We start from the raw sequence: 26477 nt of genomic DNA, 5'->3' as shown, positions 1-26477 counted from the left end.
GCCTTTTTTATTGGGTGTTTTCTAAAAAATGTTGTATTGAAATAAGTACGGTAAATAAACTTATTATAAAAAGTTTGATTGAAGGCAAGGTTCGTGAGATTTCTGTGGGAGCAGCGGGAGTGAAATCCCACAGGCACTATGTACCGAGGATGCTCACCGCCCGCCTCTGAGAAAGCGAACATCCTGGAGTGGAGTTTAACTCAGCCAATTTCACTATATATTCATGGACGATAAAGTTAGTGAAAACAGCCTTTTATTTTACGTAAATAATATAAAACCCTTCTTGCTTCCACAGCCTTGTTATTTGCACAATTTATTGTTATTTTTTAAGTAGCGATACAAAGGTGGTTATGAAAGATGGGGTATATCCGATTGGTTATTTTTTTGCTGCTTTACGGTGTGTTTTTTACTTATGAGTGGACAAATGAGTATTTATCCTATTTTTTACTTGGCATGGCTTGTTCTACAGCATTATATTATTTAGCAGCTCCCCTTAAACATCGGTATTATTTTCAGTATATTCAATTTATAATTTTGCATATTTTATATATAGGCAGTTCGAATAGTATTATGCTTTTTATTATGCTTTACATCCACTTTGATTCATTAATGGACGTCCCCTTTAAAAAGTATGTTGTGCAAACATGCATATTGACCATATCTATTATTATTCAGTTAATCTACCATCAAAATATGATAATCGAATGGGGATTGTTCTTGTTAGGCATAATGAGTTTTTCATTATTATATAAACAACAGCAATTACAAAATGAAGAGAAGACTGATTTATATAACGGACTTCTACAAGAATATCGACAATTAAAGCGGCTCGCCTATAAAAATGAAAAAGTAGCACGTTTAGAAGAAAGAACAAGAATTGCTCGTGATATTCATGATTCAGTTGGTCATAAATTAACCTCATTGCTTATGCTTATAAAAATGAAAGCAATGAATAACGATGACAATTATAAAGATTTATTTCAGCTAGCAGAAGACAGTTTGCAGGAAACTAGACTAGCAGTGAAAGCATTGCAAACTGAAGAGCATGAGGGAATAGGCTCGGTTGTACAGTTAATAAGAAAGCTAGAATCTGAAAGTCATATTTATATAGCTTTTACTACAAAAAAAGGAGTGTTATCTTTGACACTTTCTAACGAGCAGAATGTTATGCTATATCGAATGCTCCAGGAAGCTCTAACAAATGCAATGAAACATGCTTATTCTCGTGAAGTGAAGGTGATTCTAAGCAAAACGGCTACAGAAGATCTTGAATTTACTGTAAAAAACAAGGTTGAAAAGAAAAATCCAATTTTCTATGGTTTTGGATTAGAAAACATGAAAAAAAGAATGATGGAATTAGGTGGTCAGCTTCATGTCTATTATGAGGATGATCAGTTTGTAGTGAGAGGTTCATTCCCTGAGAAAAGGAGAAAACCGCATGCCAAGACTATTGGTAGTTGAAGATCAAAGCATTGTTAGGCAAGGAATTATTATGATGTTACAGCAGCATAAGGATTTGGTTGTCGTAGGTGAAGCGGCTGATGGTAAAGAAGCAATTCGATTATTAGAGAAAATGCATATTGATCTCGTTGTTATGGATATCAGGATGCCAGAAATGAATGGGATAGAAGCAACTAGGGTTATTAGGAAACGTTGGCCACTTGTGAAAATTTTAATCTTGACGACCTTCAACGATGATGAATATGCATTGGAGGCACTAAAAGAAGGAGCTAATGGTTACTTACTAAAAACAGCCGATAGCCATAGATTTCTTACGGCAGTTGAAAGCTGTCTAAAAGGTGGTTTGCCTATTCAGGAAGAGGTAACAGCAAGGGTTATTCCAAGGTTGCTGTCAAACACATTACATAAAGAACAAGAGATACCATTAACTTCACGAGAACTAGAAATTGCTAAATGTGTTGGAGAAGGTAAAACGAATAAAGAAATTGCTCAGGAGTTATACTTAACTATTGGTACAGTGAAAAATCATATTTCTGTGATATTACATAAGCTTGAATTACGTGATCGTACTCAATTAGCCATTTATGTAGTAAAGCATAATATTTCTTAAAAAAGCAGCCTCAAAAAGCTGTTTTTTTATTTGGCTGTTATTGTAAGTTGTATTTTATTAAATTCTAGGAATAAAGCAGTTGCTAAAAAGGTTGACGAGGGTGTGGGGCTCATACGGGAGATTTTAGAATGGAAAGTTAATGGGGCAACAAAGTTTATGGCGACAGCCTTTTGTTACGTAAAGATATGTGTCTGAGGTCATATCTTTATCTTGTTTTAATGACTATAGATAGTATGGAGGATTTTGGAATGAATTTATAATGATGTTAGGAAAATCAGTAAAAAGGGTATGGGGGGATTATTAGTTTGTTAGGTACCTTGTTTATCATCTGACCTTTCAATTGCTATATTCAGAGGAACCGTGTGGGAAAGACCATGACTCAATATAAAAGCAAGACAAAAACCAGTAAAGGTTTTTCTAAAAGGAGGAGTGCCTGTTGTTAGAAATTATTGATCTTACAAAGAAGTTCAAACAACAAACAGTAGTTAATAAGATAAATATGTATTTGGAAGAGGGAGAAATTGTTGGGCTGCTTGGACCTAATGGTGCAGGTAAAAGCACGACCATCTCAATGATTTCATCTTTGTTAGAGCCTACAAGTGGTGATGTTCAACTAGACGGTAAGAGCACGATTAAGCAGCCACAAAAATTACGTAATATTTTGGGAGTTGTTCCACAAGAAATTGCACTGTATCACGAGTTATCAGCTAAGGAAAATTTAATGTTTTTCGGGAGAATCCATAATTTATCTGGTAAGGAATTACATGATCGTGTAGCGGAAGTATTAGAAATCATTGGTTTAACAGATCGACAAAAAGATATTGTGAAAACTTTTTCGGGTGGAATGAAGCGAAGACTCAATATCGGTATTGCTTTATTGCATAATCCAAAATTTATTATTATGGATGAACCGACAGTAGGGATCGATCCACAGTCTCGAAATTATATATTAGAAACTGTTAAAATGTTAAATCGCGAACGAAATATCACTGTTCTTTATACGAGCCATTACATGGAAGAAGTGGAGTTTTTATGTAATCGGATTTATATTATGGACTATGGTGAGATCATTGCTTCAGGTACAAAAGATGAAATTAAACATGTGCTTTCGTCAGAGAATACAGTGGAAGTTAAGCTTCAAAAGCCTTCGAAGGCTTTTGAAGAAGCTCTTCTTGCTTCTAATGATATAAGAAGTGTGACGGTGCAAGATACTGTTATGACAATAATCGCCTCTAAAAATGTTAATATCCTTTCTGTCCTCATTCCATTATCTGAAGAGTTTGGAGTATCTTTTCTTTCTTTTGAAGTAAAAAATCCAACTCTTGAAGATGTGTTTTTACATTTAACTGGGCGAGTGCTTCGAGACTAGGAGGGATTATATGTTTTTTCAGCTTATAAAAAAAGATTTATTAATACTGATTCGAAATAAGCATGTACTCATTACACTACTAATCATGCCAATCGTTTTGATTTCTATTCTTGGTTTTGCCTTAGGGGGACTAATGGATAATGAAACATCTGCAATTAAGGCAGAAGTTTATCTTATTGAACATGGTTCTGAAGAAAAAGACTTGAATCAATTTATATCAGAAGTACAGCAATCATCTAATCTACCTGAAGAAGCTAAAAAGTCGATTTCGGAAGTAGCCAAGCGAATTTTACCTATAAAAATGCTGAAAGAAAAAGTGTTGAATAATGATGGATTGAAGAAAAATATTAAGTTTCATGTAGCTAAACCGAGTGAGTTAAATAAAATCAAAAATAATAACAGCGTTTCAGCAATTATTGAGGTTCCAGATCAATTTACGTTGAATTTTCTCAGGAAAATCATATTAAATGAAGAGAAAATGCCGAAACTTTTGGTATTGAGAAATGAAGGGAAAGAAGTATCAGCGGCAATATTAGAAGAGATATTGACAGACTTTCAAGAGCAATATGCTTTTTCTAGTATTCTAGAAAAAGAAAAAATAATGGTTAAGGATTTAACGAATATTACTCCTATTAACATTTCTAAAGAGACTGTTAACAACGTTCCATCTATAAATGCTGCTACCTATTACACAATTGGTATGAGTACGATGTTTGTGATGTATGTCGCTTCTCTGTTGGCTTCGTTTGCTTTACAAGAAAAACAGCTGCATCTGTATAATCGAATTGTATTAAGTAACCTTCCTTCTTGGATGTATTTAGAAAGTACGTTTGTATCAGGAATCATTGTAGGATGCATTCAACTTTGCATTCTATATGGTGTATCTACCCTCTTATTTGATGTGAGTATTCCTAATATTCCATCGTTTTTATTAATCACGTTTATACTTTCTGTTGGAATTGGCGGATTTACAGTCTTATTGACCGCTATTAGCTATAGGGCTAATAAAGAGACTGTTGCTAATGTTTTCTCGAACTTTTTTGTGTCGATTTTCGCTTTTCTAGGTGGGAGTTTTGTACCCATTAGTTCTTTTCCTGATTGGTTTCAAACGATGGGAAGTTATACAATAAATGGTGCCGCATTAAAGGCTTATATGAAAATGATGCAAGGCTTCGATGTTTCTGGATTTAGCAGTCAACTAATTACCATGTTATTGTATGGCTGTTTGTTATTTATGATCGCCGTCCTCATTTTTCCAAGAAGGGGGGAGGCGTAGTCATGTTAGGAATCTTACTAGTTAAATTTCGGTTAATAATGCGAAATCCATGGTCCTTTATTATATCAACGGTTTCTATTATTGCTTTTGCTTATTTGTTAGGGGCGAATATTTCTAATAAAGTCGAAGTTCCGGTTTATTCTGAACTTCCCAAAAATCAGTCGGTAGAGATGATAGATATACTGAATAAATCAAATTCGTTTCAATATAAAATATATAAGGAAACTGAAGCAGTTCAAAGAGTAGAAGAGAACAAAAGTGAGCTTGCAGTTGGATTGAAAGATGGTGAGGCCGTCATTGTAGCAAGCTCTAAAGGGAAGAATGAACAATTAATAGGGTATGAAGTATCAAAGGCGTATATGAATCTGATGAAAAAAGAAATAGTACTAAAAAATGCTGCCTCTGTACCAACTATCAATCAAAAAAATCTTGAAAAGAAGCTAGATAATCTCGAAGATTATAATGTGTTTAAAATTGAGAAAAAGGGATTTAAAGCTTCAGATACTTTAGTTTATGATTCTAGACTACAATCTATTTTTGGTTTTGCTTTATTCTTTTCTATTTTTACAATTGCTTTTAATGTAGTTACGATTTTAATAGAGAAGCAAGAAGGTGTCTGGAATCGAATGTTATTATCGCCACTTAAAAAATGGAAGATGTATACGAGTAATTTACTGTATGCATTCATAATAGGATATGCACAAATAGCGATTGTCTTTTTTATATTTCGATTTGGCTTAGGGATTAGCTTTTATGGAGCTTTCGGAAAAACGTTATTCATTTTAGTACCATATGTGTTTTGTATCATTGCTTTAACATTGTTAATTGCCGCTCTTGTAAAAACTATGCAGCAATTTAATGTCATGATTCCTCTTGTGGCCGTTAGTATGGCTATGATTGGTGGTGCCTACTGGCCGCTAGAAATTGTCACGTCTGATACAATTCTCACTTTATCCAAAATTGTGCCACTTACTTATGCTATGGAAGCATTAAAAGGAGCTACAGTATATGGTCATAGTTGGGATGCGCTAATTTTTCCAACAAGTATCATGCTTCTAATGGGAGTAGTAATGATTGGTTTAGGAATTAAAGTGATTGACCGTAAATAATGAAAAAGCTTAAATCGGTGGGAGTTTGATTCCCGCCGATTTGTTTTTGGATGATCTATCCGCTCTTGCCTGCTCCCATAAGAAGGATCGAACCTTGCGCTCCGTTCGACCTTTTTTGTTCGTTTTATTCACTGAACGTATTTAAAAACAATAATCTTTTAGAAAACAGCCTATTGGAAAAACGAGACGAAAAAAATAGAAATTTACTAGTTTAAGATAGACTCTCTTTGACCACAATGGATGGTATGAAAGGGAGTGGAGTAAATGAATAAAAAATATTATTCGCTATTTTATATTGTGTTATTATGCTTAGCAACGATTGTAAGTTTATATATACCTAAATCTGAAAGTGTACTAGCTTCTGAAGAAGCTGTGGTTATTCCTAATGAAGCAATCCGTCTTCGTATTTTGGCTAATAGTGATAGTGACGAAGATCAAGCTGTGAAAAGAGCTATCCGTGATGAAGTGAATGCGAATATAACTGAATGGGTTAAAGATTTAACTTCTCTTGACGAAGCGAGAAGAGTGATAAACAATCATTTACCTGATATACAAAATATTGCAGATCGCTATGTAAAAGAGCATGGTTTGTCTCAAGCGGTTTCAGTTGAATTTGGACAAGCGAAATTTCCAACGAAGCTTTATGGACAGTATTTATATCCAGCAGGTGAATATGAAGCGATTGTTATAAAAATTGGTGAAGCAAAAGGAGCTAATTGGTGGTGTGTACTCTTTCCACCTTTATGTTTTTTAGATTTTTCAAATGGTACGGCTGTTGTAAACACCCCGATGGAGGATTCGGAGGAACAAAAGAATTTAGTAGATAAGAAACCTATTAATCTTGACCAAGAAGAAGTCGAAAAAAAGCAAGCTGAACCTATAAATGAAAAGAAAAAAGAGGAACCTGAAGTAGAAGTGGTCAAGAATCATTCTGTCAAAAAGGAAGCAGATCAGCCGTTGTACACAGAACAAGATGAGGAAACGCAAGTCTTAGAGAAGAGATTGTTTATTGTAGACGTGTTAAAAAGACTATTTAATGAATAAGGAAATATTTTTTTAGATGGAATCATTTAATCGTAAACAAGAGTAAGAAAAGCTTGTGGATAATTTTATTTAAAAATGTCTATCAGCTTTTTTGTTTTTTCTACTAAATATAAACAAGCCAACATATAAATAGTAGAAAAAATAATAGGAGTGCTGTTTATGTTGATTGTAAGAAAAGGAGAAGAGATCGATTATCCAGTTATTAAAGAGTTTATTTCTAAATCGGAAGCCAGTTATATTGAAAAGTCTCTATTTGTAATGGTAGAGAACATGCAGAAGAAGCTTGTAGGAGTAGTGGGGATACAAACTTTTTCGGATATTGGCTTGTTACGTTCCCTGGTGCTTTCTAGGCATTTTCCCGCTGAAAAACTACCAATTCTTATAGAAAAAGTGTTATTGTTGGCTAGAGAAAGTCAGTGCCAATTTTTATATTTAGCAACAAATAAAGAAAAAAGTATTCCGTTGTTTCAGGCGTTTGGTTTTTCGCGAATAGAAACAGAGCTATTACCAGAAGCTTTAAAGTTATCAACAGACCTAGTTCAATTTGCTCAAAAAAAAGAGGTTACTTTTATGTGGAAAACTCTATAGTTATTAAGTATATCCACATAATTATCCACAATATTAAAGTTATTATCCACAAAATGTGGATAAGAATCTAATTTATACACAAAATTCCGCATTGTTAATGTTTGTTTCTACTATTAAGGTGTAATAGAATAGAAAATGTATATAGAGAGAAGGGTTATTAATAAGTGACTATTTAGCTACATTTTTGAACCTTTAAACTATAAAGAGATTGGAATAGAGTTAGAATTCCAATTCAGCAGATGGTATAATAAGTAACTTGATTTATATATAGAAGGTGTACAAATTGAAAACAATCTTATGGAAAGTGGATAATGTGATTGATGATTTCTCACAAATACAAGCAGCTGCAGCTTTGTTAAAAGAGAATGAAGTAGTCGCATTTCCTACTGAAACAGTATATGGCTTAGGAGCAAATGCGAAAAGTGATGACGCAGTTAGAAAGATTTTTGAAGCCAAAGGTCGTCCGAGTGATAATCCTTTGATTATTCATATTGCAAACCAAAAGCAAATAGAAGAGTTAGTTGAGCAAATTCCACCAGTTGCACAGCAATTAATGGATGCTTTTTGGCCAGGTCCTTTAACGCTTATTTTTCGAAAAAAAGGTGGCTTATCACAGGTGGCTACAGCAGGTCTGGATACGGTTGCTATTCGGATGCCAGATCACCCAGTAGCTCATGCTATTATAGAAGCAGCTGGATTACCGATAGCAGCACCAAGTGCGAATTTATCTGGTAAACCAAGTCCAACGACAGCACAACATGTCGAAAAAGACTTATCTTCTCGAATAAGCGGTATAGTGGATGGGGGAGAAACGGGTGTTGGTGTTGAGTCGACAGTTGTAGACTGTACAGAAGAGATTCCAATTATTTTGCGTCCAGGTGGAGTAACGAAAGAGCAAATCCAGGATGTAATAGGTGAAGTTAAAGAAGATCAGGCGTTACATAATATTACGGAGGCGCCAAAATCCCCTGGAATGAAGTATACACATTATGCACCAGAGGCTACGTTTATTTTATTAGATGGAAGCAAAGAGTTCATTCAAAGAATGATTGATGATAAAAAAGCAACAGGCGCAAGAGTGGGAATATTAACAACAAAAGAACGTGAACATGATTATTCTGCTGATGAAGTAATCGTTTGTGGAAGCAGACAGCAGCTTTCAACTGTAGCGGCTGGAATTTATGATGCTTTACGTGAATTTAATGAACGTGAGGTAGACGTGATTTTCGGTGAAACGTTTAGTCGAGAAGGAATTGGTGACGCAATCATGAATCGATTGGTGAAAGCGGCAGGCCATACCATTCTTAAGGAAGAAAAGAATTGAGTCGGACAATTTCATGAATGTGTAAAAGAAACTTCTATTTTTTCTTGGACGGGCATATGTATAGATAGCACGTCCGAGGAGGTAGAAGTTTTTGAATACATGGGCTGGTGAATTTTTAACGCTATTTTTAATGGCGTTCGCACTCGGTATGGACTCATTTTCTGTAGGACTAGGTATGGGAATGTTTAAACTAAGGCTAAGACAGATTGCTCTCATTGCCTTGACAGTTGGCTTCTTCCATATCCTAATGCCACTATTAGGTATGATTACTGGACGTTTCCTTTCCGATCAATTTGGGGTATTCGCAACATATGCTGGTGGTCTATTGTTAGTGCTACTTGGAATTGGTATGTTTATATCAGGATTAAAAGGAGAAAAAGATTCGTTCATAGCTCCAATTGGAATGGGTTTAATCATATTTGCGACAAGTGTTAGCTTAGACAGTTTTTCAGTTGGTTTAACACTAGGAATTTATGGTGCGCGAACGATATTGGCGATTACATTATTTGGCTTAATGGCAACCATCTTAACACTACTTGGTTTATTAATTGGAAGAAAAGTTCAGGGACTATTGGGGATTTATAGTCAGGTTATTGGTGGAAGTGTATTATTTGCTTTTGGAATAAAGCTATTGTTTCCTTTATAGATTATGAATTAAAAGTTTTTCACTGCTTTATTAGTCACGTAGTTTGTTTGCTGTTGATACATGTAAAAGTAGATGAGTAAGACGTGAGAAAGTAAGTTTAAGAAAAAATAAAATAGTATCGTATAAAATTGAATAACCCCAAATGTAGGAGAAAGCGTAAGGGTGTTTAGGAGGTGATGTACAATCACTTTTTAGGCAGCCTCTTTATTTTTTGCTACGAGATCACCAAAAGTAATGTATATGACGACATTGGTAAACCTTAGTTAGATAATACGATTTTGCTGGCTCTTTATCTGTATAGATATAAATACCTATATAAGAGAATCGTAAATAAATTATGTTTGTATTTTTTTACATTTATGGTACTTTAAGATTATATTTAAAAAAGATGCCATAAGTGAAGATTTTTGTAGAATTATCATTGTAGAAAATTGTCAAAATATTTTATAATAAAGTCGAAGGGAGGGAATTCTGTGACTCAAGTATTATTTGTTTGCACTGGAAACACATGTAGAAGTCCTATGGCTGAAGCGCTACTTAATCAACAAAAGCTTCCAGGTGTCGCGGTGAAATCCGCGGGAATATATGCTACTAATGGCCAGTCTGCTTCCCGATATGCAATAGAAGTACTGAATGACCACAATATTTACCATCAGCATTCATCAAGTATATTAACTGAACAAGATGTTGAATGGGCTACATATATATTAACGATGACAAATTCTCATAAAGCGATTATTGAAGATCTTTATCCACAACACAAAGAAAAAGTATTTACTTTAAAAGAATATGTTCAGGGGAATGAAGGACATGATGTGTTAGATCCTTTCGGAGGTACTAAAAGACATTATGAAGAAACCTTTGCAGAATTAGCTAATCTAGTTATGCTTTTATCCAAAAAAATGAAAGGTTAGTTAATGGGGAACGTAGGAGGAGAAATTGTGGCGGAGAAAAGGAAGAAGTATAAGTTTGGATTAAGGAAGAAATTGGCTTTATTTATAACAATTGTAGCTATTATTACATACTCTACTAGTGGTTTTTTTATTTATATATTATATCCGATGTTTTTTAAAAGCTTGAATGAAGTATTATTTACAATCGGCACGCTAGCATTAGGGATTATTTGGTCAGGGATTATTGCTTATATTGCTGCGGGATTTATTATCAAGCCTTTACAAAAGTTAGAAATGTTGGCAATACAAGCGTCCCAAGGTGATATAAAGGATGACTTAGAAATTTCTAAAACAGATGATGAAATTCGTTCGCTAGGTATCGCGTTTAACAATATGTTAGTTAATCTCCGAGATATGGTTCAAAGTATTGATAATAATTTTAAACAAACAAATGAAAAGGTATTAACCATTTCGGAGGCATCTACGACGGCAGCTGAGCAGGCTGAGAGCATAAGTCGAACTATAACAGAGATTTCATTAGGTGCAGATAATTCAGCTGTATCTATCCAAAATACAGCTGAATCTGTGGAAGAAATCATTTCAATAGCGAAGGTTGTTCAAGATAAAGCACGTACTTCTGCAGAAACGTCAGATGAGATGGTATCAGATCTTTTAAAAAGTAAAGATGTTGTTCATTCACTTATATCAGGAATCCAAAGGTTAGCTCAAGAGAATCAGGATTCTTTATCTGCTGTTAAACGATTAGAAGAAAATGCGAAGAAGGTTGAACAAATAATTCAACTTGTTGGGGATATCGCAGCTCAAACGAATTTATTAGCATTGAATGCTTCGATAGAGGCTGCGAGAGCTGGGGAGCATGGAAAAGGTTTTGCGGTTGTTGCGGAAGAAGTTCGTTTACTCGCGGATGAAAGTGGGAAAGCTGTACAAGGTATCTCTACATTGATTCAGAATATCCAATTGGATGTTCAAGGTGTAGTGAAACAGATTAGTGATCAGGTTCTAATCGCGAATAAAGAAGCGGATAAAGGGAATGCTACAAATGCCATTATTGAAGAGATGACTGTAACAGTTCACAAAGTGGCGGAAGAAGTTAAAGATATTACTAATTTAGTTGATCGCCAAATGGAAAGTATAGAGCATACTTCTATGCAGTCACAAGAGGTAGCTGCCATTGCAGAAGAAACATCTGCTGGCGCAGCTGAAGTTGCATCAGCTACACAAGAACAAGCAAAAGTAATTGAGCATGTTGAACAATTAACGATAGAATTACAAGGTCAAGCAGATAAACTAAAACAAACTATTACTCGTTTTCATTGGTAAATGATAAAAAGAGGGTGTTAGATGAACATTGCTAACATTCTCTTTTTAGTCTAGAAAAATTCTATTTTAGAACGATAGAGTTATTTGAAGATGTATTCAATCTTTTTTTATTGAGATAATTACATTAGAATAAGAAATAAGTGATTGTACTTTAGGAATGAATACACAATAAGGAGAAGATCAAAATGAAAGTTGCAATAGCTTCAGATCATGGTGGAGTTAATATTAGAAAAGAAATCATCGCATTAATGGAAGAAATGGGTATTCAATATGAAGATTTTGGCTGTGAAAATGGTTGTTCTGTTGACTATCCAGATTATGCTTTACCAGTAGCTCAAAAAGTGGCAAACGGAGAATTTGATAAAGGAATTCTTGTATGCGGTACAGGAATAGGTATGAGCATCGCAGCAAACAAAGTAAAAGGAATCCGTTGTGCCTTAGTTCATGACACATTTAGTGCTAGAGCTACAAGAGAACATAATGATTCTAATATGTTAGCACTAGGAGAGCGTGTGATCGGTCCTGGTCTTGCTAGAGATATTGCGAAAATTTGGTTAACGACTGATTTTGAAGGTGGTCGTCACGAGAATCGAGTTAATAAAATCAAGGCGATTGAGAATTCAGATCCTTCTTTGTAGGAGGTTGGAAATATGACGGAAGAGCAAATGTCTTCAATTGATTTAGAAGAAATTAGACAACAATTACACGCTGTATTGACTGATTTGAAAGCACATTCGGAATTTCATCGATGTAAGTTATTAGTTATTGGATGCAGCACAAGTGAAGTAATAGGTAAGCATATTGGAACTTCTGGTACGATGCAAGTGGCAGAAGTAATTTATCAAACCGTAATGAATTTCATTCAAGAGCATAAGTTATTCGTTGCCTTTCAGTGTTGTGAACATTTAAATCGAGCTTTGGTTATGGAAGCAACTACTATGAATGAATATCGTTACGAGGAAGTTTCTGTTACACCTGTAAGAACAGCTGGAGGAGCATTGGCTTCATATGCATACCGACATTTAAATAATCCAGTTGTTGTTGAACATATCGTTGCAGATGCGGGCGTTGATATAGGTGATACTTTTATTGGTATGCACATAAAACATGTTGCTGTACCTGTTAGACCGAAAAGCAATATAGTTGGAAAAGCTCATGTAACGATGGCTGTCTCACGACCTAAGCTAATTGGTGGCGTGAGAGCTGTATATGAATTGAAGGAAAAATGATATAGTAATGTATGTAAGAAAAGGGTGTCGTGCAAAAGCCAAACTTTTGAGACACTCTTTTTTTACAGGATATATATTTGTTTTATTTAAAATTAATGGAATCCTACTTTTATTTGAGTAATTATGCTTTTGTAGCAACACCTTATAACGAATGATATTGGAGTTAATATATACATTGTTCGTCATTTAATATAAAAAGTATATATTTTTGAACAAATAAACTATATACTACCAACAATTTACCGAACATGGTAAAATAAAGTTGAATTTTCAAAAAAATCGGGTTGTAAAAGTAAAATGCTAGATGGATGGTCAAAGTAATAGGAGGATGGCAATGGAAAATCTAATCAAACAAGATCCACAAGTGTATGAAGTAATTCAAAAAGAATTAAAGCGTCAAAGAACTAAAATTGAGCTTATCGCGTCAGAAAACTTTGTGAGTGAAGCAGTAATGGAAGCACAGGGTTCTGTATTAACTAATAAATACGCTGAAGGCTATCCAGGTCGTCGCTATTATGGTGGTTGTGAACATGTTGACGTTGTAGAGGATTTTGCAAGAGATCGCGCGAAAGAGATTTTTGGTGCTGAGTATGTTAACGTTCAACCTCACTCAGGTGCTCAAGCTAATATGGCGGTATATTTTACATTACTAGAGCCTGGCGATACAGTTCTTGGTATGAATCTTTCACACGGTGGACATCTAACTCATGGAAGTCCAGTTAATTTTAGTGGAGTATTGTATAACTTTGTTGAGTATGGTGTAGATAAAGTAACACATCGAATTGATTATGCAGATGTGCTAGAGAAAGCTAAACAACATAAACCAAAGTTAATCGTGGCAGGTGCCAGTGCCTATCCTCGTGCGATCGACTTCAAGAAATTTAGAGAAATTGCAGATGAAGTTGGAGCATACTTAATGGTTGATATGGCACATATAGCTGGGTTAGTGGCTGCTGGATTACATCAAAATCCTGTTGAATACGCGGATGTTGTTACAACAACCACTCACAAAACACTACGTGGTCCACGTGGTGGAATGATTCTATGTAAAGAAGAACTAGGTAAAAAAATTGATAAATCGATTTTTCCTGGAATTCAAGGCGGCCCATTAATGCATGTTATTGCTGCTAAGGCTGTTGCTTTTGGAGAAGTCTTACAAGATTCATTTAAACAATATGCTGAAAACATCATTAAAAACGCTAGTCGTCTTGCCGAGGCTCTAAAAAGAGAAGGTTTCCAACTTGTATCTGACGGAACAGATAATCATTTATTATTAGTAGATGTTCGTACGGTAAATCTTACAGGTAAAGTAGCGGAGCACGTTCTTGATGAGGTTGGTATTACAGTTAACAAAAACACAATTCCATTCGATCCAGAAAGCCCATTTGTGACTAGCGGAATCCGTATCGGTACAGCCGCTGTAACTTCTAGAGGGTTTACAGAAGAAGATATGGATGAAATCGCTAGTATTATCGGCTTAGCTTTGAAAAATCCAGAAGATCAAACTTCTTTAACAGAAGCTTCAAAACGAGTAGAAGCACTTTCAAGTAAGTACGAGCTTTATCCAACTTTTTAATATAAGTTTAACTACTAAGTACGACACCCTATAAAAAAAGGAGGTCTACTTAGTAGTTTTTTATTGAATACGACTATTCCATATTGGCATCTTTTCATGATAAAACATGGTATTCTCCGCTATTGTTCTTTCTTTATGCATTTTAGCTTTTCTGATTCTAATGGTTTGATTTGAATAGTAAATTGTAAATAATAGTTATGAGCATTAATTGCAAATTCATGATTGTTTAATTCGATATTTTAAAGTTTTTCTAACAGTATGGTGAAGTTTATTGCTCATTGTCTCTTTTTTATGTAGAATGAACAGAAGTGTGTTTTTTAAGGAAAAATATTTTAAAATAGAAAAGGAGCGATCCTTCATGGCGAAAGTTTATGTATTCGATCACCCATTAATTCAACACAAGCTAACATATATTCGTGATGAGAAAACAGGTACGAAAGATTTTCGTGAGCTTGTAGACGAGGTTGCAACTCTTATGGCATTTGAAATTACACGTGATATGCCTTTAGAAGAAGCTGAAATTAATACACCTGTATGTACGACTAAATCTAAAGTGTTATCTGGTAAAAAAATCGGTATTGTTCCTATTCTACGTGCGGGTATCGGTATGGTAGATGGTATTCTTAAGCTTATTCCAGCTGCTAAAGTTGGGCATATCGGTTTATACAGAGATCCAAAAACGTTACTACCAGTTGAATATTATGTAAAATTGCCAAGTGATGTAGAAGAAAGAGATTTCATTGTAGTAGATCCAATGCTAGCAACTGGTGGTTCTGCAATCGAAGCAATCCACTCTTTGAAGAAGCGTGGCGGAAAAAATATTAAATTTATGTGTTTAATTGCGGCTCCTGAAGGAGTAGAAGCTCTTAAAGAAGCACATCCAGATGTAGATATTTATATTGCAGCTCTAGATGAAAAATTAAATGAAAAAGGCTATATTGTTCCTGGATTAGGCGATGCAGGAGACCGTTTATTCGGAACAAAATAGAATAGGTGAATAGCATGACCCAGCGTATTAAGGTAATGACAATTTTTGGGACAAGACCCGAAGCTATCAAGATGGCTCCGTTAGTGTTAGAGCTTCAAAATCAATCTCAGCATTTTGAGTCGATTGTAACCGTAACTGCGCAGCACCGACAAATGCTGGATCAAGTACTAGAGATATTTTCAATCCAACCTGACCATGACTTGAATATCATGAAAGACAGACAAACCTTGATTGATGTAACCACACGTGGTCTTGAAGGATTGGACAAAGTAATGAAAGAAGTGAAGCCAGATATCGTTCTTGTACATGGAGATACGACGACTACATTTATTGCGGCACTTGCGGCATTTTATAACAAAATCGTTGTAGGACATGTAGAAGCTGGTTTAAGAACATGGAATAAATACTCACCATATCCAGAAGAAATGAATCGTCAGTTAACAGGGGTAATGGCAGATATCCATTTCTCTCCTACTCCTAAGTCAGCTGAAAATCTTTTAAATGAAAACAAAGATAAAGAAACGATTTTCATTACTGGGAATACAGCCATTGATGCTTTATCAACGACTGTTTCAAAAGAGTATACGCATCCTGTTTTAGAAAAGTTAGGCAATGATCGCTTAATTCTTTTAACAGCACATCGTCGTGAAAACCTAGGTCAACCGATGAGAAATATGTTTAAGGCAGTTAAACGTATTGTGGAAGAGCACGATGATGTACAAGTGATTTATCCTGTTCATTTAAATCCTGTCGTTCGTGAAATTGCAGACGAGGTACTAGGTAATGATCCTCGAATCCAATTAATTGAGCCTTTAGATGTTCATGACTTCCACAATTTTGCAGCAAGAGCTCATTTAATTCTAACGGATTCAGGCGGCGTACAAGAAGAAGCTCCTTCTCTTGGAGTACCAGTACTAGTATTGAGAGATACAACTGAACGTCCAGAAGGTATCGAAGCTGGTACATTGAAATTGGCTGGTACAGAAGAAGAAACAATCTATAGTTTGGCAAAAGAATTATTAACAAATGAACAAGCATATGAAGCGATGGCTAAAGCGGCAAATCCGTACGGTGATGGAAATGCTTCTAAACGAATCGCTGAAGCAATTCGTTTCTATTTTAAAGAAATAGAGCATGCACCAGAACCATATAATCCATTGATTAAAAAATGATAGTTTTACTTATTCTAGATAGGAAGATGATGTAACAAGGTTTACTTTAAACCTTGTGAGGTATCTATCTAAATAAGATTTACTAATCTATTGTATATCCAAGGCAGCGAAAATGTAATTATCCATTACAATTTTCGCTGCCTTTTTTGTGTATTAAATGCATATATCCCTTTTTAAGAGTAAAGATATGTTTAAAAGGAGGTGATGAGCACGAAAAGATTCATACTATTATCCATGCTTCTAGTTTGGAGCTATTCCTTAGATGTATCAGCAGAGAAATCATATCTTTCATTGGATAGCCAACAGAAAGATTTAGAGCAAATAAAAGCAATTGTATTATTTAACTCTGCTCAAAGGAACATTTATATCTATTTGAAAAGATATCCCGAAATAAAAATAAGAAAGAAATTTCAATATGTGTTAGATGGCTTTTCTATAGAAGGAACTCGAAAAGATATTCAAGCTTTACAAGCGGCAATAGGTAATACATACATACATGAAGTGGCGAATTATAGAAACACACTAGATGAAAGTGTTCCTTTTATCGGTGGAAAAGAAATCAGAGGTTTATTTGATAAGAATAATAAAAGATTAACCGGAAAAGGAGTGAAAATTGGGATTATCGATACAGGGATTGATTATAATCATCCAGATTTAAAGGCATCTTATCGGGGAGGAAAGGATTTAATAGACAATGACAATGATCCAATGGAGACAAGAGGAAACAAACATTTAGCCACGTACCACGGCACACATGTCGCTGGGATAATTGCAGCAAATGGTAGAATTCAAGGTATTGCACCTGAAGCGGAAATATACGCCTATCGAGCTCTTGGTGCAGGAGGAAGAGGGGATAGTGAAAGTGTTTTGTTAGCGATTGAAGAAGCGATTCAAGATCAAATGGATGTTATTAACTTATCGCTAGGTAATAGTATAAACGGTCCTGATTTGCCACTTACTCTTGCGCTAAATAAAGCTGTAGAGCATGGTGTTGTTGCGGTGGTTTCAACGGGGAATTCAGGGCCAAAGGAATGGACTGTTGGATCACCCGGTACATCTTCGAAAGCGATATCAGTTGGTGCATCATCTCCCCCTATTAAAATTCCATATCTTCAAGTTGGTTATGGACAGCAAGTAAAGAGTATAGAGCTGAAACAAGTTTTTGGAGCAGAAAAATGGTCATCCCGTTCTTTTGAAACAATAATATATGTAAGGACACTATCTGAATATAAAAAAATGGATGTACAAGGCAAGGTTGTTTTAATTGAAAAAGGAAAGATTCCAATAGAAAAAATGATTAAATTAGCTAAGAAAGAGAGAGCGAAGGCGATAATTGTTTTTAATAATAAGGAAGGCCATTTTATAACAGGATTAATGGAACAAGTGGATATACCAGCAGTAACGATTTCAGGTAAAGCTGGTCGATATTTAAGGGAACTGTCTTTACAGAAGTCGAACGTCTCTGTTAAGACAGTTTATATGGAAAAGAAAGATCTATTAGCTAGCTTTAGCTCGAGGGGGCCAGTGACCGTTAGCTGGGAAATAAAACCAGATATTGTTGCGCCTGGCATGTTTATTGATAGTACAGTACCAGGAGGTTATTTATCATTACAAGGTACAAGTATGGCAGCACCCCATGTGGCTGGTTCAGCAGCTTTAATAAAGCAAGCTCACCCAGAATGGGGACCAATGGAAATAAAATCTGCGATGATGTCGACAGCCAAACTATTAATGGATGAAAAAGGAGATTTCTATAAAACGTTTGAGCAAGGAGCAGGCAGAATACAAATAAATGAAGCGATCAAAGCGGATACGTTTATATATCCAAGTTCTCTTACCTTTGGAGTATTTGAAGATAAGGCTGGCGAAGAGAAGCGTGTCAAACAACTAACAATAGAGAATAAAAGTAGTAAGACACGTTATTATTCATTTGCTATTCCGAAAGATCAAAAGGGTCTATTGTGGAAGATGCCGTCATCATTCTTATTAAAACCTAGAGAAAAGAAAAATGTGACTTTAGACCTATCTATTCGTTCACACCAAATAAAAAAGGGAATTTATGACGGTTTTATCCATATAAAGGAAGGAACCAAAGGAATCCATATTCCGTATATATTTATAAAGGGTTTACCGGACTATCCCAAAATTATGGGCTTTCATTTCAGCAAAGGGAGAACAAAAGAGACATTTCAGTATGAGATGTACATACCAGGTGGTGGTGATGAATTATCGATCATTTTGTATGAGTTAGAAACTTTTCGTTTTATCGACTGTTTAGATCGTTTAAAACCAGCACCAAGTGGATATATTCAAAGAGAGATTAGGAAGAAGGGTGTTCCAAATAATGGTTTATATCATATGGTTCTCTATTTAAAGAAAGGAGAAGTTAGTGAAGTGTTTCGCAAAATAATCCAATTAGAATAAATATTAATAGAATTTGGTAATTTTGATAAAAGTGTGAACATCTGGGTAAAATGTATGAGCCTATGTTATTTTCCACTATACTCTCATTGACAACCTAAACAGCCTATTGTATTATTACTAAGGGTTTAAATTGAAAGCTTTTTCAAAAAATTTCGTCCAATTAGTTTTTTGTTAGAAAACTTTCATAATTCTTCAAAAAATATCCATATTGTGATGGTGCATTTTGTGAAAAAAATCCCATACCAAGCAATGGCACTAACGTCTGTCGTTGTTTCTCATTTAGTTGGTTCTCTATTAATAGGCGTTTTCGGAGGTAAATGGATTGATTCCAAGCTATCAACCGAGCCGCTCTTTTTAATTATAGGACTTCTTTTAGGGGTTGTTCTTGGATTTTTCGGAATAATTCGTGTACTGAAAGATAAAATTCAAGGAGATTAAAAAATTTATGCCAGATTTGCAGTTCTTGTTTAAAAGACAGCTTAAATACACACTTTATCTAATAGCACTGTATGTATTAGGATGGGGTTTTACAGATTATCAAGCCATTTTTGCTGGTCTTATATTAGGAACAAGTCTAAGTACCTTTAATCAATGGTTATTAGTAAGAAGAACAGTTCTTGTAGGCAAAGCTGCGATCAAAGGGAAAAAAGTAAGGACTATGGGAAGTGCGTTTAGGTTTGCTACAGCAATCTTAGCTACACTTATTTCTGTGGAATACCCAGAGTATTTCAGTATAGTCGGAACCATTTTGGGATTAGTGACAGCTTATGTTGTCATGATTATAGTTTTTTTTATCCATAAATCTAACTCTACTATTTGAGGAAGAGAGGTGAATACTCTTGAATCACGAAGCTCCTATGATGGAATTTGCTGGTTTATATTTTAATCTAGCCAATTGTTTAATGATACTAATTGCATCAGCTATTACGTTCTTAATTGCATTCATTGCAACAAGAAATTTATCCATTAAACCAACAGGTAAACAAAATTTTATCGAATGGGTCTTGGATTTTGTTAAAGGAATTATTAATAGCGCAATGGATTGGAAAACAGGCGGTCGCTTCTTAATGCTTGGTATGACTTTAATTATGTACATATTTATTTCGAATATGTTAGGTCTTCCATTTAGTGTTGTTGTCGGTCATGAACTTTGGTGGAAATCACCAACTGCAGATCCAGCTGTTACATTATCACTATCATTAATGATATTAGCTTTAACGCATTACTACGGAATTAAGATGAGAGGGATGGGTAACTATTCTAAAAGTTATTTACAACCTTTTAGTTTATTTCTACCGCTCAAACTTATTGAGGAATTTGCCAATACGTTAACGTTAGGTCTACGACTTTACGGTAACATTTACGCTGGTGAAGTTTTACTTGGTTTACTAGTTGGTTTAGCAGTGCCGGTAGGTGTTGGTACTGTAGCTGCAGTTATACCAATGATTGCATGGCAAGGTTTCTCCATTTTCGTTGGTGGAGTCCAAGCGTTTATCTTTACAATGTTAACAATGGTTTACTTGTCTCATAAAGTGAGCGATGACCATTAATATAAAATTTATGAAAAAATTAAAACAATAAATAATTTTTAGGAGGATATTTAACATGGGTCTTATAGCAGCTGCAATCGCAATCGGATTAGGAGCAGTAGGTGCAGGTATTGGTAATGGTTTACTTATCTCACGTACAATCGAAGGGATCGCTCGTCAACCTGAACTACGTGGTACATTACAAACTGTAATGTTCATCGGTGTTGGTTTGGTTGAGGTACTTCCAATCATCGCAACAGTTATCGCGTTCATGGTTATCGGTAGATAATTGTTTTAAAGGTATAAATGGCGAAGATCATTACCATTGACCTTCGCCTTTCCTTTATTGTGTCAGTTCATACTAGTATTTAGATAAAGTTATGAAGTAAGGAAATATGATTTTAAAATAATGAATGTGACGATATCATACTCGAATAACTCTTTGAAAGGAGTGAACCAAACGTGTTAACAAATAGTTTTGTTCTTGGAGCAAGTGCTCTTCATTTTAATGCTGGTGATATTATATTCCAGATGCTTTGTTTCCTTGTGTTGCTTGCATTGCTTAAAAAGTTCGCATGGGGTCCGCTTGTCAATATCATGAAACAACGTGAAGAACACGTTGCAAATGAAATTGAAGAAGCTGAAAAAACTCGTGCTGAAGCAAAAAGATATGTAGAAGAACAACGTGAGCTTTTAAAACAATCACGTGAAGAAGCAAAAGCTTTAATTGAAAACGCTAAGAAACAAGGCGAAGCACAACGCGAAGAAATCGTTGTTGCGGCTCGTACTGAAGCTGAGCGTGTGAAAGAAAGTGCTAAACGTGAAATTGAAACAGAAAAAGAAAAAGCTGTTGCGGCTCTTCGTGAGCAGGTCGCTTCTCTATCTGTTTTAATTGCTTCTAAAGTTATTGAAAAAGAGTTATCAGAAGCCGATCAAGAAAAATTAATCAATGAGTATATTAAAGAGGCAGGAGATCAGCTATGAGTAATACAATTGTAGCGAAGCGTTATGCGATTGCTCTTTTAGAAATTGCTAAAGAAAAAAATACTCTTGATCAAATGGCAGAAGAAGTACGTACAGTCCATGATGTTTTCACATCAAATACGGACATTATTACATTCTTGAAGCATCCGAAAGTATCATCTGAACAAAAGAAACAGCTTTTACTTGAGGCTTTTTCTACAGTTTCACAAGATGTGAAAAACACTTTGTTGATTATGGTAGAACGTCATCGAATCGATGAAATTACTCAAATGGCTGCAGATTTTGTTGAATTAGTAAATGATGAGCAATCAGTTGCTGAAGCAAAAGTATATACAATTAGACCACTTACAGAGGAAGAACGTGCAGGAGTATCCTCCGTTTTTGCTGCAAAAGTAGGTAAAAAGTCGTTAAAAATAGAAAATATCGTTGATCGTGATTTAATTGGCGGAATGAAGCTACGCATCGGAAACCGTATTTTTGATGGTAGTATTAGCGGTAAGCTTAATCGTCTAGAACGACAACTATTAACTCAACATTCGTAGATAGGGGTGAATTTCATGGGCATTAAAGCTGAAGAAATCAGTGCGCTGATAAAAAAGCAAATTGAAAACTATCAGTCAGAGATCGAAGTAAGCGATGTAGGTACAGTTATCTCAGTCGGTGACGGTATCGCACGTGTTCATGGTCTTGATAATGTAATGGCTGGAGAACTTGTTGAGTTCTCTAACGGTGTCATGGGTATGGCACAAAACCTAGAGTCAAATAACGTTGGTATCGTTATTCTTGGACCTTTCAAAGAAATTCGTGAAGGTAGTGACGTTAAACGTACAGGTCGCATCATGGAAGTTCCTGTAGGTGAAGAATTAATCGGACGTGTAGTAAATCCATTAGGTCAACCAGTTGATGGATTAGGTCCTATTAACACTACTAAAACTCGTCCTATTGAAAGTCCAGCAACAGGAGTAATGGATCGTAAATCAGTTGATCAACCGTTACAAACAGGTATTAAAGCGATTGATGCCCTAGTACCTATTGGACGTGGTCAACGTGAGTTAATCATCGGTGACCGTCAAACAGGTAAAACATCTGTAGCAATCGATACAATTTTGAACCAAGCTGACCAAGATATGATTTGTATTTATGTAGCAATCGGTCAAAAAGAATCTACAGTTCGTTCAACTGTTGAAACACTTCGTAAAAATGGTGCATTAGATTACACAATCGTTGTAACAGCTTCTGCATCTCAACCAGCTCCATTATTATTCTTAGCTCCATATGCTGGGGTGGCTATGGGTGAAGAATTTATGTTTAATGGTAAGCACGTGTTAATCGTATACGATGATTTATCAAAACAAGCAGCAGCTTATCGTGAACTTTCATTATTATTACGTCGTCCTCCAGGCCGTGAAGCATTCCCAGGGGATGTATTCTACTTGCACTCACGTCTTTTAGAGCGTGCAGCTAAATTGAATGATTCTCTAGGTGGAGGTTCTATTACAGCACTTCCATTCGTTGAAACGCAAGCAGGGGATATCTCAGCTTACATTCCAACAAACGTAATCTCAATTACGGACGGACAAATTTTCTTACAATCTGATTTGTTCTTCTCAGGTGTACGTCCAGCGATTAACGCAGGTCTTTCTGTATCACGTGTAGGTGGATCAGCACAAATTAAAGCAATGAAAAAAGTTGCAGGTACATTACGTCTTGATCTAGCTTCTTTCCGTGAATTAGAAGCATTTGCTCAGTTCGGTTCAGATCTTGATAAAGCAACTAAAGCTAAGCTTGACCGTGGTGCTCGTACAGTAGAAGTACTAAAACAAGATTTAAATAAACCGCTTAAAGTTGAGAAGCAAGTTATGATTCTTTATGCTTTAACAAAAGGTCATTTAGATGATATTCCAGTAACAGACGTTCGTCGCTTCGAAGCAGAATTCTTAAGCTGGTTAGATACAAACCACACTGAATTGTTAGATGAAATTCGTACGACTGGTAACTTGCCAAAAGACGATGCAATGGTAGCAGCCATTACTGAATTCAAGAAAACATTCGTTGTTTCTGCATAATATCTAACAATTTGAAAAGGGTGGTGAGAAAGAATGGCATCTTTACGTGATATTCAGTCTCGTATTACATCTACCAAAAAGATGAGTCAAATCACTAAAGCTATGGAAATGGTGTCTGTCTCTAAATTGAATCGCGCCGAGTTAAATGCAAAAGCATTTGTACCTTATATGGAAAAGATTCAAGAGGTAGTCGCTAATATCGCTGTAGGAGCTTCGGGGGTAAAACACCCTATGTTAGTTTCACGTCCAGTTAAAAAAACAGGTTATATTGTTATTACATCTGACCGTGGATTAGCTGGATCATACAACAGTAGCGTGATCCGTCAAGTCTTTCAAACAATTAAGCAACGCCACAAATCTGAAGATGAATATGCAATTATTGCAATAGGTCGTATGGGTAGAGATTTCTTTAAAGCTCGTAATATGAATGTAGTTCTTGATATTACAGGCGTTTCTGATCAACCTACTTTTGATGATTTAAGTAATATTACGAAGCAAACAGTTAATATGTTTGCTGATGGAACATTCGATGAATTGTATATGACTTATAATCACTTCGTGAATAAGATTACTCAAGAAGTTACAGAGAAGAAACTACTTCCTTTATCGGATATAGCTACTTCTTCAAAACTGGTATCTTATGAATTCGAACCTTCAGCTGAAGAGATTTTGGAAGTGTTACTTCCTCAATATGCGGAAAGCTTAATCTATGGTGCAATTTTAGATGGAAAAGCGAGTGAGCATGCAGCACGTATGACAGCGATGAGAAGTGCGACAGATAATGCACATGACATTATCGGAAGCCTTTCATTGGTATACAACCGTGCTAGACAAGCTGCGATTACACAAGAAATTACTGAAATTGTTGGTGGCGCAGCAGCATTAGAATAGATAATGATTGAATGAGAGAAGAGACTTCGGCCTTCGACTTATTTCAAAATATAGATCGTGTTTTAAAAGTAATGATAGGAGGGAAAACGATGAATAAAGGACACATTTCTCAAGTAACGGGTCCGGTTATTGATGTAAAGTTTGAAAGTGGAAAACTTCCTCAACTTTACAACGCATTAGTAGTAACAAATGCAGCTACTGGCGATACTTTAACACTAGAAGTTGCCCTTCATTTAGGTGATGATACAGTTCGTACTGTTGCGATGGCTTCTACTGACGGTATCACTCGTGGAGCTGAGGTTGTAGATACTGGTGCTCCTATTTCAGTACCAGTAGGAGATGTAACACTAGGACGCGTGTTTAACGTATTAGGTGACAATATTGATTTGTTCGATCCACTTCCTGCAGATGTAAGAAGAGATCCAATTCATAGACAAGCTCCAACATTTGAGCAACTTTCTACACAAGTTGAAATTTTAGAAACAGGTATTAAAGTAGTAGACTTATTAGCTCCATATATTAAAGGTGGAAAAATCGGTCTATTCGGTGGTGCGGGTGTTGGTAAAACCGTTCTTATTCAAGAATTAATTAACAATATCGCACAAGAACATGGTGGTATTTCGGTATTCGCGGGTGTTGGAGAACGTACTCGTGAAGGAAATGACTTATTCCATGAAATGAGTGATTCTGGCGTAATTAAGAAAACTGCCATGGTTTTCGGTCAAATGAATGAGCCACCTGGAGCACGTATGCGTGTTGCATTAAGTGGTCTTACAATGGCAGAATATTTCCGTGATGAGCAAGGGCAAGACGTGTTATTCTTCATTGATAACATCTTCCGCTTTACTCAAGCGGGTTCTGAGGTATCTGCGTTACTTGGACGTATGCCATCAGCCGTTGGTTACCAACCAACTCTAGCAACTGAAATGGGTCAACTTCAAGAGCGTATTACTTCAACAAGTGTTGGATCAGTTACATCTATCCAAGCGATTTACGTTCCAGCCGATGACTATACGGATCCGGCTCCAGCAACTACTTTCGCTCACTTAGATGCAACTACTAACTTAGAGCGTAAACTTTCAGAAATGGGTATTTACCCAGCGGTGGATCCTCTTGCATCGACATCTCGTGCATTAACACCAGAAGTTGTAGGAGAAGAACACTATGAAGTAGCTCGTAACGTACAACAAACATTACAACGATACAGAGAACTTCAAGATATCATTGCGATGTTAGGTATGGATGAGTTATCAGAAGAAGATAAGCTAATTGTTGCTCGTGCTCGTCGTATTCAATTCTTCTTATCTCAAAACTTCCACGTAGCGGAACAATTTACTGGTCAACCAGGTTCTTATGTACCTGTTAAAGAAACAGTAAAAGGATTTAAAGAAATTCTAGAAGGTAAATATGATGAACTTCCAGAAGATGCATTCCGTCTAGTAGGTAGAATTGAAGAAGTTGTTGAAAAAGCAAAAGCAATGGCTTAATAAAGGGACCAAGGAGGGTATGAAATGAAGACGGTAGAAGTCAATATTGTTACTCCCGATGGCCCAGTATATAATAATGAAGTTGTTATGGTAAGTACAAAAGCTCAGAGTGGAGAACTTGGTATTTTACCTGGTCATATTCCAATGGTAGCTCCTTTGGAAATCGGTGCTGTTCGACTGAATGAAGGATCGAAAAAAGAATATGTTGCGATTAGCGGTGGATTCTTAGAAGTACGTCCTGATAAGGTAACGATTTTAGCTCAAACTGCTGAAATAGCAAAGACAATCGATATTGCTCGTGCAAAAGCTGCTAAGCAACGTGCTGAAGCACGCTTACAAGATAAAAAAGAGAATGTAGATTATCAAAGAGCTGAGCTAGCATTAAAACGTGCCATCAATCGCATTTCAATATATGAAAGCCTATAATAAAGCCTAAATATACCTATGGTATAGTGGCAAAAAAGCTGTCC

At 35.7% G+C, this 26477-nt stretch carries 27 protein-coding genes and 1 pseudogene; all 28 read left to right on the top strand.

Translation table 11 applies throughout. The annotated features are described in order from the left end of the window. Window positions 1–357 precede the first annotated feature (357 nt). The 28 genes and pseudogenes from BN349_RS24075 (at window position 358) to BN349_RS15250 (ending at window position 26433) form a co-directional block, all read left to right on the top strand. Window positions 358–1461 (top strand): sensor histidine kinase, encoded by a 1104-nt coding sequence (locus BN349_RS24075; RefSeq protein WP_019243222.1) that lies wholly within the window; start codon window positions 358–360, stop codon window positions 1459–1461. After that, window positions 1439–2071: a response regulator transcription factor gene (locus BN349_RS15375; RefSeq protein ID WP_019243221.1), complete on the top strand. Its 633-nt coding sequence runs from the start codon at window positions 1439–1441 to the stop codon at window positions 2069–2071. The genes BN349_RS24075 and BN349_RS15375 overlap by 23 nt, the downstream gene beginning before the upstream one ends. Before the next feature lie 436 nt (window positions 2072–2507). Continuing rightward, complete coding sequence (locus BN349_RS15370; protein ID WP_019243220.1) at window positions 2508–3440, top strand: ABC transporter ATP-binding protein; 933 nt, start codon at window positions 2508–2510, stop codon at window positions 3438–3440. 10 nt (window positions 3441–3450) lie between these two features. Beyond that, complete coding sequence (locus BN349_RS15365; protein WP_019243219.1) at window positions 3451–4716, top strand: ABC transporter permease; 1266 nt, start codon at window positions 3451–3453, stop codon at window positions 4714–4716. Between the two features lie 2 nt (window positions 4717–4718). Then, the gene (locus BN349_RS15360) at window positions 4719–5825 is read left to right on the top strand and encodes an ABC transporter permease (RefSeq protein ID WP_019243218.1); all 1107 of its coding nucleotides are present in this window, start codon (window positions 4719–4721) and stop codon (window positions 5823–5825) included. Between the two features lie 264 nt (window positions 5826–6089). Further along, window positions 6090–6869, top strand: a complete 780-nt coding sequence (gene spoIIR, locus BN349_RS15355) for a stage II sporulation protein R (RefSeq protein ID WP_019243217.1) — start codon at window positions 6090–6092, stop codon at window positions 6867–6869. Window positions 6870–7028: 159 nt separating this feature from the next. Beyond that, window positions 7029–7457 carry a GNAT family N-acetyltransferase gene (locus tag BN349_RS15350; protein ID WP_019243216.1) on the top strand — a complete coding sequence of 143 codons (429 nt, stop codon included), beginning with the start codon at window positions 7029–7031 and terminating at the stop codon, window positions 7455–7457. Window positions 7458–7740: 283 nt separating this feature from the next. Beyond that, complete coding sequence (locus tag BN349_RS15345; protein WP_019243215.1) at window positions 7741–8781, top strand: L-threonylcarbamoyladenylate synthase; 1041 nt, start codon at window positions 7741–7743, stop codon at window positions 8779–8781. Between the two features lie 91 nt (window positions 8782–8872). Further along, complete coding sequence (locus BN349_RS15340) at window positions 8873–9427, top strand: manganese efflux pump MntP (protein ID WP_019243214.1); 555 nt, start codon at window positions 8873–8875, stop codon at window positions 9425–9427. Window positions 9428–9900: 473 nt separating this feature from the next. Next, window positions 9901–10341 (top strand): low molecular weight protein arginine phosphatase, encoded by a 441-nt coding sequence (locus tag BN349_RS15335; RefSeq protein WP_019243213.1) that lies wholly within the window; start codon window positions 9901–9903, stop codon window positions 10339–10341. 3 nt (window positions 10342–10344) lie between these two features. Then, a pseudogene (locus BN349_RS26920) lies at window positions 10345–10722 on the top strand (HAMP domain-containing protein); the annotation flags it as partial. Then, window positions 10714–11661: a methyl-accepting chemotaxis protein gene (locus tag BN349_RS15330; protein WP_425457692.1), complete on the top strand. Its 948-nt coding sequence runs from the start codon at window positions 10714–10716 to the stop codon at window positions 11659–11661. The pseudogene BN349_RS26920 and the gene BN349_RS15330, both read left to right, overlap by 9 nt. Before the next feature lie 185 nt (window positions 11662–11846). Beyond that, the gene (gene rpiB / locus BN349_RS15325; RefSeq protein ID WP_019243211.1) at window positions 11847–12299 is read left to right on the top strand and encodes a ribose 5-phosphate isomerase B; all 453 of its coding nucleotides are present in this window, start codon (window positions 11847–11849) and stop codon (window positions 12297–12299) included. Between the two features lie 12 nt (window positions 12300–12311). Beyond that, on the top strand, window positions 12312–12890 hold the full coding sequence (locus BN349_RS15320) for a TIGR01440 family protein (protein ID WP_019243210.1): 579 nt from the start codon (window positions 12312–12314) through the stop codon (window positions 12888–12890). A gap of 334 nt (window positions 12891–13224) precedes the next feature. Beyond that, window positions 13225–14466 (top strand): serine hydroxymethyltransferase, encoded by a 1242-nt coding sequence (glyA, locus tag BN349_RS15315; protein WP_019243209.1) that lies wholly within the window; start codon window positions 13225–13227, stop codon window positions 14464–14466. 358 nt (window positions 14467–14824) lie between these two features. Then, window positions 14825–15454 carry a uracil phosphoribosyltransferase gene (upp, locus tag BN349_RS15310; protein WP_019243208.1) on the top strand — a complete coding sequence of 210 codons (630 nt, stop codon included), beginning with the start codon at window positions 14825–14827 and terminating at the stop codon, window positions 15452–15454. A gap of 14 nt (window positions 15455–15468) precedes the next feature. Beyond that, window positions 15469–16626, top strand: a complete 1158-nt coding sequence (wecB, locus tag BN349_RS15305) for a non-hydrolyzing UDP-N-acetylglucosamine 2-epimerase (protein WP_019243207.1) — start codon at window positions 15469–15471, stop codon at window positions 16624–16626. Between the two features lie 204 nt (window positions 16627–16830). Further along, entirely contained in the window at window positions 16831–19050 is a 2220-nt protein-coding gene (locus BN349_RS15300) for a S8 family serine peptidase (RefSeq protein WP_034294511.1), read from the top strand. Window positions 19051–19275: 225 nt separating this feature from the next. Then, on the top strand, window positions 19276–19488 hold the full coding sequence (locus tag BN349_RS15295; RefSeq protein WP_019243205.1) for an AtpZ/AtpI family protein: 213 nt from the start codon (window positions 19276–19278) through the stop codon (window positions 19486–19488). Between the two features lie 7 nt (window positions 19489–19495). Next, complete coding sequence (locus tag BN349_RS15290; RefSeq protein WP_019243204.1) at window positions 19496–19870, top strand: ATP synthase subunit I; 375 nt, start codon at window positions 19496–19498, stop codon at window positions 19868–19870. A gap of 19 nt (window positions 19871–19889) precedes the next feature. After that, window positions 19890–20600 carry a F0F1 ATP synthase subunit A gene (gene atpB, locus BN349_RS15285; RefSeq protein WP_019243203.1) on the top strand — a complete coding sequence of 237 codons (711 nt, stop codon included), beginning with the start codon at window positions 19890–19892 and terminating at the stop codon, window positions 20598–20600. Window positions 20601–20655: 55 nt separating this feature from the next. Further along, window positions 20656–20868 carry a F0F1 ATP synthase subunit C gene (atpE, locus tag BN349_RS15280; RefSeq protein WP_019243202.1) on the top strand — a complete coding sequence of 71 codons (213 nt, stop codon included), beginning with the start codon at window positions 20656–20658 and terminating at the stop codon, window positions 20866–20868. Window positions 20869–21041: 173 nt separating this feature from the next. Further along, complete coding sequence (locus tag BN349_RS15275; protein WP_019243201.1) at window positions 21042–21563, top strand: F0F1 ATP synthase subunit B; 522 nt, start codon at window positions 21042–21044, stop codon at window positions 21561–21563. Next, entirely contained in the window at window positions 21560–22105 is a 546-nt protein-coding gene (locus BN349_RS15270) for a F0F1 ATP synthase subunit delta (protein ID WP_019243200.1), read from the top strand. The genes BN349_RS15275 and BN349_RS15270 overlap by 4 nt, the downstream gene beginning before the upstream one ends. A 15-nt stretch (window positions 22106–22120) precedes the next feature. Continuing rightward, window positions 22121–23629: a F0F1 ATP synthase subunit alpha gene (gene atpA, locus BN349_RS15265; RefSeq protein ID WP_019243199.1), complete on the top strand. Its 1509-nt coding sequence runs from the start codon at window positions 22121–22123 to the stop codon at window positions 23627–23629. Window positions 23630–23662: 33 nt separating this feature from the next. Next, window positions 23663–24520: a F0F1 ATP synthase subunit gamma gene (locus BN349_RS15260; RefSeq protein WP_019243198.1), complete on the top strand. Its 858-nt coding sequence runs from the start codon at window positions 23663–23665 to the stop codon at window positions 24518–24520. A gap of 89 nt (window positions 24521–24609) precedes the next feature. Further along, window positions 24610–26007, top strand: a complete 1398-nt coding sequence (gene atpD, locus BN349_RS15255) for a F0F1 ATP synthase subunit beta (RefSeq protein ID WP_019243197.1) — start codon at window positions 24610–24612, stop codon at window positions 26005–26007. Between the two features lie 24 nt (window positions 26008–26031). Beyond that, window positions 26032–26433, top strand: coding sequence for a F0F1 ATP synthase subunit epsilon (locus BN349_RS15250; RefSeq protein ID WP_019243196.1), 402 nt, complete (start codon window positions 26032–26034; stop codon window positions 26431–26433). The last annotated feature ends 44 nt before the right edge of the window (window positions 26434–26477 follow it).

This window comes from Bacillus sp. AP8 (assembly GCF_000321185.1).
Lineage (GTDB): Bacteria > Bacillota > Bacilli > Bacillales > DSM-1321 > Bacillus_AD > Bacillus_AD massilioanorexius.
Note: the sequence above shows the minus strand (reverse complement) of the source record. Positions and strands in the feature narration are given on the sequence as shown.

Excerpts from the sequence above, each read along its gene's own strand:
- BN349_RS24075 (WP_019243222.1), top strand. The coding sequence starts at position 358 with ATGGGGTATATCCGATTGGTTATTTTTTTGCTGCTTTACGGTGTGTTT.
- BN349_RS15375 (WP_019243221.1), top strand. The coding sequence starts at position 1,439 with ATGCCAAGACTATTGGTAGTTGAAGATCAAAGCATTGTTAGGCAAGGA.
- BN349_RS15365 (WP_019243219.1), top strand. The coding sequence starts at position 3,451 with ATGTTTTTTCAGCTTATAAAAAAAGATTTATTAATACTGATTCGAAAT.
- BN349_RS15360 (WP_019243218.1), top strand. The coding sequence starts at position 4,719 with ATGTTAGGAATCTTACTAGTTAAATTTCGGTTAATAATGCGAAATCCA.
- spoIIR (WP_019243217.1), top strand. The coding sequence starts at position 6,090 with ATGAATAAAAAATATTATTCGCTATTTTATATTGTGTTATTATGCTTA.
- BN349_RS15350 (WP_019243216.1), top strand. The coding sequence starts at position 7,029 with ATGTTGATTGTAAGAAAAGGAGAAGAGATCGATTATCCAGTTATTAAA.
- BN349_RS15330 (WP_425457692.1), top strand. The coding sequence starts at position 10,714 with ATGTTAGTTAATCTCCGAGATATGGTTCAAAGTATTGATAATAATTTT.
- rpiB (WP_019243211.1), top strand. The coding sequence starts at position 11,847 with ATGAAAGTTGCAATAGCTTCAGATCATGGTGGAGTTAATATTAGAAAA.
- BN349_RS15320 (WP_019243210.1), top strand. The coding sequence starts at position 12,312 with ATGACGGAAGAGCAAATGTCTTCAATTGATTTAGAAGAAATTAGACAA.
- glyA (WP_019243209.1), top strand. The coding sequence starts at position 13,225 with ATGGAAAATCTAATCAAACAAGATCCACAAGTGTATGAAGTAATTCAA.
- upp (WP_019243208.1), top strand. The coding sequence starts at position 14,825 with ATGGCGAAAGTTTATGTATTCGATCACCCATTAATTCAACACAAGCTA.
- wecB (WP_019243207.1), top strand. The coding sequence starts at position 15,469 with ATGACCCAGCGTATTAAGGTAATGACAATTTTTGGGACAAGACCCGAA.
- BN349_RS15300 (WP_034294511.1), top strand. The coding sequence starts at position 16,831 with ATGAGCACGAAAAGATTCATACTATTATCCATGCTTCTAGTTTGGAGC.
- BN349_RS15290 (WP_019243204.1), top strand. The coding sequence starts at position 19,496 with ATGCCAGATTTGCAGTTCTTGTTTAAAAGACAGCTTAAATACACACTT.
- atpE (WP_019243202.1), top strand. The coding sequence starts at position 20,656 with ATGGGTCTTATAGCAGCTGCAATCGCAATCGGATTAGGAGCAGTAGGT.
- BN349_RS15270 (WP_019243200.1), top strand. The coding sequence starts at position 21,560 with ATGAGTAATACAATTGTAGCGAAGCGTTATGCGATTGCTCTTTTAGAA.
- atpA (WP_019243199.1), top strand. The coding sequence starts at position 22,121 with ATGGGCATTAAAGCTGAAGAAATCAGTGCGCTGATAAAAAAGCAAATT.
- BN349_RS15260 (WP_019243198.1), top strand. The coding sequence starts at position 23,663 with ATGGCATCTTTACGTGATATTCAGTCTCGTATTACATCTACCAAAAAG.
- atpD (WP_019243197.1), top strand. The coding sequence starts at position 24,610 with ATGAATAAAGGACACATTTCTCAAGTAACGGGTCCGGTTATTGATGTA.
- BN349_RS15250 (WP_019243196.1), top strand. The coding sequence starts at position 26,032 with ATGAAGACGGTAGAAGTCAATATTGTTACTCCCGATGGCCCAGTATAT.